The following is a 10,034-nucleotide window of genomic DNA, read 5'->3' as shown; positions in this document are numbered from 1 at the left end:
AAAATGCCACCACTTTCCCTAGATTAATTGATACCATAAGTCTAGCAAAGCGACGAAATGGAGTCAATTAGAGTAACCCTATACTTATTTTGACACTAACGTATCAAAATCGATAGGGGTCTGCGACGCTTTTCGGCGTTGCCGAGCCATGCTTAGCATGGTAAAAACAAACCTTGGGCTTTGCCCAAACCCACTGGGGAAGAGTTCCCCAGACCCCATAAAAAAACACCCCCAACCCCCTCATTTTTTTGAGGGGGCTCCCTCGCCGGTAGGCAGGGTCAAACGCGTACCGTTTGACAACCACAAGAGGGTTTGGGTGTAGTGAATCTGTCAACTCCTTAATGCTCCCTCCGGTCCGCTTACCGTTGACAGACGCCATATATAACTCGTTTAATTACATTTATTTCATTCCACCTATTGGCGACTGAATACCTGATCCACCACAACAACAATTACCCATACATGCGCTTCAGACGCTCCAAATTAATCCCTAACCTCGATTTAACTTCCTACACATCCAAAAGAATCTATCAGACAAGCTATACTGATTTTATACGATTTGTTTGTTTTTCATTGATTTAAAACTAAACACTTTGTTTAATTTTTAGACATATTATATAAATGTTTATTTATTTTTAACTGAGGTGAATTATTATGATAAATCCTTACTATATTGGAAACAGACAAGCAGGCCCAGTCTTTTCACTCCATGCAACTCAAGTAACAATCCATGCAATGCAACATGCTATGCAACATATGCCATACCATTATCATCCATCTATACCTTATCATGGAACGATACAATATTATCCAGCTATAGAATATCCATCTCAAAGTATATATCCTACTACTTTTACAACAATTCCATTTTATTAACATCCTCTTGTTTTTAGTATGTTCGGCTTGGCGACATGCCGTCACTTGCTAGTCCAAGTCGTGCTACCTAAATCCTCGTTTTTGTTATTCTCGAAAGTAAACTTTTGAATAGAAGTTTACTTTCATTTTCATCAACATAAAAAACCACAACAATCGCTGTGGTTTTGACTAAGACTATGTTGTAAATGCTCATAGCATTGTATGTTGGGTTTCAATTGTAAGTTCCAATGTAAACTTTTAGATATTAGTTTACATTCATTTCCCCTTAATCATTGACTTCTCACCAATTTCTCTGATATCCTCAATTCACACAACAAAAGTATACATTCAAAACACTTTAAATAAAGAGGTCGAAAATCCATGAACAAAAAACCACATCTCATTGATGTCCAACCCATCCGTAGCAAAGAACAGATCGAAGATATGAAATGGGCTCTTAAACGTCATTGTTCCGAACGAGACTATATCCTATTTTTAATTGGCATTCATACCGGATTACGCGTTAGTGATCTACTTCAACTTAAAACACAAACCATAGTAAAGCTAAAACAAAAAAAGAGAAAAGAATTCAAAATCAAAGAAGGAAAAACAAAGAAAGAACGCATGATTAACCTTACTTCTATTTTTGATGAAGTCTATTCGTATGCCCAAACACTAGAAAATACCTGGTTATTCCCTTCTCGAAAAGGAGACAAACCCATTAGTAAAATCCAGGCTTATCGACAATTGCAAAAAGCCGGAGATTTTGCCGGTGTAGAATCCATTGGTACCCACACCATGCGCAAAACCTTCGGCTATTGGTTCTATAGACAAACAAAAGATGTTGCTATGTTGCAAGAAATACTCAATCACAGTACACCACAAATCACCTTGAAATACATTGGTATTAATAAAGAGGAAAAAGATAATATCCTTGATACATTTCTTATATAAGAGATTATACAAAAAAATACGTTATATATAATAAGATATCATCACCAATATTAGGTTAATACATATAACAATTAAATTGAAGGAGTTGATAAAAATATGAAAGATATTTATAAATTATTAAACCATATAAAGATAAACAATGATGATTTTAAAGAAATAAGAACAACTGAGTTGGAAAAAAACAGAGTAAAAGAAAGACTATTTATATCTATAAACAAACAAAAACACTTAAATAAATAATATCTATCATTCCAAAACTCATACGAAAAAGAACCATTTATTAAAATATTATTCCAATTCAAATAATCATATTATGAACTTTAATTTTAAAATTAAAAAGAAGTGGGAAATGATAAAAATCCATCATTTCCCACTTCTTTAAAACTTCAACTTATAACTAAATTATTTGAACTTAATTCAATTTGACGATCACAAAATTCAGCTACATAAGGATCATGTGTAACAATCACCAATGTCTTTCCATCACGATTTAATTCTTTCAAAAATTCCAAAACCATATCACGATTTTTTGAATCTAATGCACCCGTAGGTTCATCAGCTAAAATAATTTCACATGGTTTCAACATTAATCTTGCTAATGCTACTCTTTGTTGTTCACCACCACTTAATTCATAAATTTTATGCTTCATTTTATTAGAGAGCCCAACTTTATCCATTACTTTTTGTTTTAATTCTTCTTTATTTACAACCTTTTTAAATTTTAAAGCTATATCTAGGTTTTTACTAACTGTTTCCTGATCAATTAATGCATAGTTTTGAAACAAAAAACCTATTTTTTCACGTAATAAATTCACATTATCCTTATAATTTATTTTTTCTCCATCAATTAATACTTCACCAGCATCAAAAGGTTCTAGAGATCCCATAATATTCAATAATGTTGACTTCCCTATCCCACTTGGACCTACTAATGCAACCATTTCCCCACGAGAAATTTTTAAATTTATATCTTGAAAAATATAATGTGAATTATATTTTTTACTTAATTTTTTCACTTCAATCATTTCTATTCTCCTTTAACAACAGATACAATTTCTTTATATTCTAAAATCCTTACAATAAAGTTAATCAATAACAATTCTAAACATATTAATGCTAAATTAGATGAAATAACAAATAATGAAAAACCAAACAATACTACAGAAGATACTAAAGTTATAAACCACGAACCTAAAGAAACATAAATAAATTTATAATGTTTATTTATAAATGAATAACCATGAATTGTTTTAACAGCTAAGATATATTTATTACGCTCTAAATAATTCAATACTGTAATAAAAATAATCGAGAGCAACGTTATACTCACAAATAACAGTGTAAATTTCAACATTAAACTTTCTTGCTTTAAATCATTAATTTTTTTAGATACTGATCCATATACTCCTGGAGTTCCCATAATTAATTCTTCTGTTTTAGTATCTGAAATAACTGGTAATAATTCTTTATAAGAATTGTTAATATCTACAACTTTAGTAAAAATACGACCATTACCTAAAAAGCTTGTATAACTTTCCGGACCAAAAGTATTAGAATCAATTAAAACTAAAATAGAATCTATTACCGATTCATTTTTAAATGAATTAGTATGATCATATAAAAAATTACTTTGGTTATTCTTTATATAATGAAAATCAATAGTTATATTTTGCAAATTCATTTCATCTTTAGTCATCTCTTTAATAAACACCTTATCAAAATATTTTTGTAATCTAAAATATTTTAAAAAGTGACTTCTAATTTCTTTTTCCATTGAGCGATATTTCTCTGGTACTAATAATGTCAATTCTGTATCACTCTTTGGTTTCAAACCTTCTAACGATTTATTATTAATATCAAAAACTGGATGCATTTTTAAATAATTACTATTAATAACAATATATTTGTTTGAAATATTTTCAGAGTAATTAATATCTGGTGCACCCGGCATAAAATAATCAGAAGGAGCTACTACAATTGAACGTTCTTCAACTTCTTTATATAAATCAACTATATTTTTAGCATTTTGATAATGTAATTGCCTATCATTTGCTGAATCAGATGCTTTCCCTCCATATTCAAAAAAAACATATGATTTAACTTTATCCCAATCTTTAACTCTATCAATTTTCATATTTAAATCTTTTTGTTTATCCACTATATTAAAAATTAAAAACACCATTACAAAAGATGCTATATATTTTGCTGTTATATTTAAAACATTAACAAACCTAAAAGGTTGTTTATTTTTAATCATTTTTTGAATAGTAACAAACCTTATAACAAAGAAAACCAAACTACTAATAAGCATAGTAATCAAAATATATATTAAAAAGATTAATATGCTAAACAAAACAAACTCTAAAAACCTATTCCCTTCATATTTAACCCAAACAAAAGTAAAGAAAATACCTAAAATCGGAAACATAATATACAAAATCAATTTCATTTTTTCAAATAACATCTGAAAATAAATAGTTCTCTTCCTGTACCCATAAAGTTTTAAAATAGCTAATTCCTTATATCGCATAAAAATTTCATATAACGTAACAAAAAATAACATAACAATGAAAATAATTACACTTAACATTAAAATAAATATACCTGGCATCGCAAAAAATGTACTAATAACATATTTAAAGTCTAATGAATTATAGCTATTATAAACTAATCCCAAACTTGATAATTTATCTGTAATCAATTTATATTGACTACTATTTTTATATTGAAAACTATAAAAACCTATTACTGATTTTTCTTCCGCTTTTAATAAAGGCTGAAGTACCATATTTGAACTTTTATTAAATAATTCAATATCTCCACTATTAGTTGAAAAAACTCCTTTATTATTTATATTACTATTATTTATAGGAATAACATCTCTTACTTTAGACGGAACATAAATTGAATAATAATAATCATAATTAACTCCACCTTTATTAGATGTAGAATATTGCTTTTTATATACATTAATCTTATTATCTTTTGCAAATTGATCTAACTCATTTAAAATATCAATATTTTTTTTATCTTTTTTCCATGATGTTACCTCAAATGTAGAAACATTCTCTCCTGGAAAATATATTTGTTCATATGACTCTTTTAAATCAAATAAAAAAACACTTAAAGAAGAACATATTAAAAAACCTAAACTTATTATAATTAAAATTACTTTTTTCATTATTTCACCTATTATCTTTTAATTATTATATATAAATTTATATATAAAAAGATTCCAGTAGAATACACTGAAATCTTTTTATACATAATCAATTAATTATTGAACATTATAAAACGTTCTAATAGAATTATACCAACTATATGTAGCAGAAGCTTTTGCCCAATCACCAGGAGCTTTCCAACCACTAGGGTACGTTTTATCTCCCACTTTAACTGCTGAGCTATGCACTAACTCATCATGATAGTAATGAGAATAAACAATACCATCTTCATACCAATGCTTCCACGTACCACCTTCAACGCTAACTGTTTCTGCAGCAGCAGCAGTAGCAAAAGCACCTAAACAAGCAGCACCTAATACAAAACTAGAAACTTTCTTCTTTAAATTCATTTTTTTACCTCCTAAAGAATAAATTGGAATTTCCAATGAATGCTAAATAAGCATATCTTTATTTTGAAATATTAACAATATAATTTCAAAATAAAACCATATGCAATAATTCATATACTATTAACTCTATATTAAAATTTATAAATTCATTGTAATAAATAAAGCAAGGGAATGCTTGTAGACTGATCTATACTGCATTCCCTTATTGTATGTATGTTATATTTCTATTCTTCTTTTTCCGACATTGGAACTCTACAAAATATCAATCATATTTAATTTTTAAACAAACCGAAAAAACCTTTCCGTTTTTGTTTCTGATTTTGCTTCTGTATATCTCTAATATTTTCAAGCAATAACTGATCTCGCTTCTCTAGCTTCTTCTCTATAAAAACTTCTAATTCGCTATTTTTACCTTCTACTTCAGTTAATTTTTTCTCCGTATTAGCTAAATGCTCTTTTGTAGTAACTAATTCATTCGTAATTTCCTGTAATTTTTGAACAAGCGCTTGATTGAACTGATTTTGTAATTGTTGATTTTCTAATACTTCATCCAATTTCTTTTCTAATTCCGATTTTTCTTCTTTTGAAACAAACGAATCAAGTTCCCCATTTCGCCATGCCCGAACCTGATCATAAGACCATTTTTGTACCTGTATTTTTTCTTTAATTGCTGTTAATTCTTCTATATTTACTTTAGAGTACCTACGATGCCCTCCCTGACTTCGTTCCGTTTGTATATTAAATTCGTTTGACCATACTTTTAATAAATCAGGGGTCACCCCTAAACGATCCGCAACGATTTTCGGTGTATACATTTCCGATTTTAGTTCCAATTTCAATTCCTCCCCCAAAAACGGAATACATTTTTTACTCATAAACACTATTAAATCAACACTTTAATCAAAATCGGAATTAACTTACAACTGATATCACAACCGATTTTAAAAACGAATTAATTTCGAAATACATTTCAATTTTAACACTAATACTTATTACTTCTCGATAATAACATCAAAATCTTTTTTATTTATACAAGATTTTATGCAAAAAAAGAATAGCAAGGATCCTCCGGATCCCCACTATATCAACCATGTATAAAATCCTGTATAAGAAATAAATAGACATAAAAACAAGAATCCTTGTATTTACAAAGATTCTATCAAAATATTTGCTACCGATAATGAGACGTTATGTTAACTGAGTATGTATAAAATATACATCCAACTTTCAGCACCTTATTACTCTTTCTAAATGGTACAATTAGGAAAAAGGGAGAGATATTATGCTGTCTGTATTGTTTGCAATGGTTCCACTCGTTTTTCTCATTCTGATTTGGGACAATCTTCGGCTGATTAGAAATAATTCCGAACAACAGATTAAGCAGAATGAACAGATTATCAAACTTTTAGAAGAGAACAAACAGAAGTAAGGAACATTTCCTTCTTCAAAACGGGAGGGGTTTGTAATAACTACCAATAACGCATGTTATATTAACTAAATTAGCTTAAGATTAAATCATTGGAGGAAAAAATATGAAAAATAAAATACCTCTAATAACATTCATTTTAGCTGCTTTATTTGTAGCTGGAGGTTTTGCATTCTTCTACTGGATCAAAACATTCCCATTCAACTAAAGAAACCTAACTACCAATAACGAAAATTATGTAAATAAGCTGTCCATATGGACAGCTTATTATTATTTACTTAACGTGGTTTTGTTCTGGTCTTTTGATTTGAAATTTGCTTTTTGGCTAGAGTGCTGGCGCGTCGTGTGGGGGCGAAACCCCACGTATTACGTATCTATTCTTTGAATAAGAACTATTTTGGGACGAATGATCTAAGCGGTTCGGCTCGTACACTTGCTAGTCCAAGTCGAGAACCATTGCTTTGCTTTTTGTCTGTCGGCTTGGCGAGAAAAACACACGAGCCGAAAAAAGTTTTGCAAGGACAGGAAAAAAAAGAAAAGGCGATAGCCTTTAGGTGAGGATTAACGAACCGACTTTTTTTCTCCTGAAGGTGGAGATTTTTGAGCGTTGTTTGCTCAAAAATACTACCTGTTCCTTGCGGAACTTTTAGCCTTTAATAATAGTGATAATAGAGAGCATCTACAAAAAATGTGTAAATCCCTTGATATGACTGGGTTGAATACACTTTTTGGGGTGTGACGTTTTCGTCACACTTTTAAGCCTTTTTGTGACGTTTTCGTCACACCTAAAAAAATACAAATAAGTAACAAAGTGGATAACATGCTTTAAAATACATATAAAAAAGACTATATCAAATTGATACAGTCTAAAAAAATCGAGCTGGTAATTTTACTTTTTTACCATTTTGATCTTTAAGATTTTTCAAAGAATATTGAAACAATCTCATCGTTAATTTATCAAGTTTTACTTCATTTTTTCGAGGTGCACAAATCATTATGTAAGGATTTACCACCCATGTTCTAGGACTTACAGTGCGACCATTTTCAATAATTTGTCCAGCACCTTCTGGATTAAGTAAAATTTCTTTTTTCTTTAATGAATTCATAACCAAAGAAGTTTTTTCTCTTGATTTTCCTATCATTTCAGCAATTTCAGAAACAGTTGCTGCTTTTGGTAACTCAAAATCTTCCTCAGCGCTCTTTCGTTTCCTTTTAAATTTATCATCTCTACAAATAATAACATTACTTCTAAATTCCAAATAAGCTTGAATTCTAAATAAAAAACTTTCTTCTGCTTGAGTTAAATAACCAATACTATTCAACAAATCTAAATTTCTGTGCATTACTTGATTAAATGGCTCTCCAGCAAATGGATCTTTATTAGTTCCAACATAATGGTCTTCTCCAGTTAATTCTTTTAACTGTTGTAAAAGAGATTTTTTTAGTTCTTCAGCTTGGTCTCTTTGTTTTCCATCTTTCTCAAAATCTCTTTTTCTGGCATTTCTATCAGCTTTATTTAAAGCTTGTCCCAATTCTTCATTCATTGTTAATTCCTCCTCTAAATTAAGGGAATCAACAAAAACACCTATTTTTTGCTATTTGATTATAAAACAAATTATGATAATCTATAATCAGATAAATGAAGTCTAGGTATTTTCATAGAATACCCTATAAAAAGAGTCATGTTCCAGCATGGCTCTTTTTTTCATTCTATCACGTTTTCAATAACCTTAAAGATAAAAACAAAGTTTCCCTGTTTTTTTACCGTTCCATGTCAAATCCACGATGTTTATTCATTTCTTTTTTATGCTCACGTTCAAATTGATTATCTATTCCCTTACTATCCAATTCATTTTTAACAATCCCTCTAAACGCCTTAAATTGCTCTTTAAAAACTTTTTTCGTTTGTACATACAAAACTCTTATATTCGTCTGTAAACCCTTTATATAAGCTTTTAATGAGCTAATTTCTCTATTTAACACACCAACTTCTTTTTGTAACTGATTTTTTTCTTGTTTCAATGTTCGATTTTCTTCCATCCATCCCTCTGCATGCACTTTTAAACTCTCATTCTCTTTCACAAAATCTGTCTTTTTCAAACGCTCATAATCCTTTTTGATAGTAACCGCTGCATTCACTTGTTTTGTAAATTCTTGATATTGTTCCGGTGATAATACATAATTTCTTGTCTGTTTCTTCTTGACTTCAGCTTTCCCAATCATTTTATCCTGTACTTGTGTTATTACTTCTTTACGCAAAAACGGAATTACAACCGGCTCATTTGGCACTTGATCCGTAGCACTATCTAATTCTTTTTGCATTTGTTTTACTCTTTTTTCTAACTCTATATGACGCTGGCCAATTAACTGCAACTTTTCACTTTCACTCTCTACTTGTTGTTTCACTATCTCTAATTCTTTGTAGTTATCAACGACATCACTTTCCAAACTCTTTTTCGCTACTTGTAATTCATTTGTTTTCTCTTCAACATTTTTTAAGTGATGATCAATCGTTTGTAACTGCGTTTCTTTTTCTTGTACTTGATTCTCAACAATTGATTTTGTTTCTGCATATTCCTTGTATTGACGGACTTTCATGTATTTATGTGAACCTACATTGGCACGTTCAAAATTCGGGATGTGTTCTTTCGCTAATTGCTCAATATAGGCCGTTTCTAATTCTCTCCAATGTGCAATTAACTTTCTTCCCGTTCCTTCTACACCTTGTTGTTGCAAAGCCCTATCCATTCCGACACGCTTCGTTAATCCTCGACTACTTTCGAAATGCGGTACATAGTTAATATGTAAATGCGGATTGGCTTCATCATCATGTAAAACCATGTTATAGACTGCTAGATTTGGATTTCGCCCTTGAAACGCCTCCGCATACTGTTTTAACGCTTCTTTTTTAGCTTCCCTATACTTTGGGTCATCTTTACCCTCTCCGACCGCTACAACCAATTCTCGTTGCTCATGTGTCTTATCGTCTTTATGTATTTTGTCATAGTAGTCATTAATCTTACGGTCATTCCGTTTTTGTTTCTCGTTATACTTGTCCACTGCTTCTTGAAAGATATCCTTGTATACACTTCGGATGTCCTTTTGAACAAAGTAAATATTCTCCTCTGACCTGGATGGATCTATACCAGAATTTCCATGAATGTTTTCTCTGTTATTGTGGCTTAATGAACTTTGATGAGATTGATTAAATGAGATAGACCCCAACAT

The 10,034-nt window shown here is 30.2% G+C and carries 9 protein-coding genes; 3 read left to right on the top strand and 6 right to left on the bottom strand.

From position 1 onward, the window contains the following. Window positions 1-654: 654 nt before the first annotated feature. The 3 genes from EXW56_RS26295 (at window position 655) to EXW56_RS26285 (ending at window position 2,049) form a co-directional block, all read left to right on the top strand. Complete coding sequence (locus tag EXW56_RS26295) at window positions 655-876, top strand: hypothetical protein (RefSeq protein WP_215597601.1); 222 nt, start codon at window positions 655-657, stop codon at window positions 874-876. Window positions 877-1,236: 360 nt separating this feature from the next. Beyond that, window positions 1,237-1,809 (top strand): tyrosine-type recombinase/integrase, encoded by a 573-nt coding sequence (locus EXW56_RS26290; protein WP_215597600.1) that lies wholly within the window; start codon window positions 1,237-1,239, stop codon window positions 1,807-1,809. Between the two features lie 96 nt (window positions 1,810-1,905). Then, window positions 1,906-2,049 carry a hypothetical protein gene (locus EXW56_RS26285; RefSeq protein WP_215597599.1) on the top strand — a complete coding sequence of 48 codons (144 nt, stop codon included), beginning with the start codon at window positions 1,906-1,908 and terminating at the stop codon, window positions 2,047-2,049. A 146-nt stretch (window positions 2,050-2,195) separates the two neighbouring features. Here EXW56_RS26285 and EXW56_RS26280 read toward each other — a convergent pair whose 3' ends face one another. The 6 genes from EXW56_RS26280 to EXW56_RS26255 all read right to left on the bottom strand — a co-directional run bounded on the left by EXW56_RS26280 (window position 2,196) and on the right by EXW56_RS26255 (window position 10,034). After that, on the bottom strand, window positions 2,196-2,834 hold the full coding sequence (locus EXW56_RS26280) for an ABC transporter ATP-binding protein (RefSeq protein WP_215597598.1): 639 nt from the start codon (window positions 2,832-2,834) through the stop codon (window positions 2,196-2,198). 2 nt (window positions 2,835-2,836) lie between these two features. Continuing rightward, entirely contained in the window at window positions 2,837-4,990 is a 2,154-nt protein-coding gene (locus EXW56_RS26275; protein ID WP_215597597.1) for a DUF1430 domain-containing protein, read from the bottom strand. 96 nt (window positions 4,991-5,086) lie between these two features. After that, window positions 5,087-5,380 (bottom strand): lactococcin 972 family bacteriocin, encoded by a 294-nt coding sequence (locus EXW56_RS26270; RefSeq protein ID WP_215597596.1) that lies wholly within the window; start codon window positions 5,378-5,380, stop codon window positions 5,087-5,089. A gap of 272 nt (window positions 5,381-5,652) precedes the next feature. Further along, window positions 5,653-6,213, bottom strand: a complete 561-nt coding sequence (locus EXW56_RS26265; protein ID WP_215597595.1) for a MerR family transcriptional regulator — start codon at window positions 6,211-6,213, stop codon at window positions 5,653-5,655. 1,459 nt (window positions 6,214-7,672) lie between these two features. After that, entirely contained in the window at window positions 7,673-8,350 is a 678-nt protein-coding gene (locus EXW56_RS26260; RefSeq protein ID WP_064449629.1) for a hypothetical protein, read from the bottom strand. A 217-nt stretch (window positions 8,351-8,567) separates the two neighbouring features. Next, complete coding sequence (locus tag EXW56_RS26255; RefSeq protein WP_215597594.1) at window positions 8,568-10,034, bottom strand: plasmid recombination protein; 1,467 nt, start codon at window positions 10,032-10,034, stop codon at window positions 8,568-8,570.

Source organism: Bacillus mycoides (assembly GCF_018742245.1).
GTDB classification, from domain to species: Bacteria; Bacillota; Bacilli; order Bacillales; family Bacillaceae_G; genus Bacillus_A; species Bacillus_A cereus_U.
This window is presented reverse-complemented; position numbering and strand designations above follow the sequence as displayed.